Source organism: Chitinivorax sp. PXF-14, from assembly GCF_040812015.1.
In the GTDB taxonomy this organism is placed as follows: Bacteria; Pseudomonadota; Gammaproteobacteria; order Burkholderiales; family SCOH01; genus JBFNXJ01.
In genome coordinates this window covers 1-353 of sequence record NZ_JBFNXJ010000054.1, presented here as the reverse complement: position 1 = coordinate 353, position 353 = coordinate 1, and the positions used below count along the sequence as shown (strand labels likewise).

Annotated in this window: 1 protein-coding gene; it reads right to left on the bottom strand. The window is 55.5% G+C overall.

Going from position 1 to position 353, the window contains the following annotated elements:
* Positions 1–30 precede the first annotated feature (30 nt).
* Positions 31–353: IS30 family transposase (locus tag ABWL39_RS20920; RefSeq protein WP_367796153.1), on the bottom strand; the 323-nt coding region annotated here is incomplete at its 5' end.

Genomic DNA, 353 nt, shown 5'->3' with positions numbered 1-353 from the left:
CGTAGTTTCAACATTGAAGTGCAATAGCGCTCAGGACGCATAGTAGACCTCCATGGGTGTCTTGAATCCAAGCCGTTTCCTGGGGCGCATATTCAACTCGAAGGCAATCTGATCGCATTCCTGCTGGGTCAGGTGCTTCATACAGCTGCCTTTGGGCAGGTATTGGCGGATCAAACCGTTGAGGTTTTCATTACTGCCGCGCTCCCATGAATGGTAAGGGGTGGCGAAGTAGCAGGTCACCGGGAAACGCGCTTCGAGTCGTTTGTAGTCGTGAAACTCGGTGCCGTTGTCCAGGGTCAGGCTGTGGAAGCGGCTGACATGCTGGGCAATGGCTAGCGTGGCCGCCGCCGTCA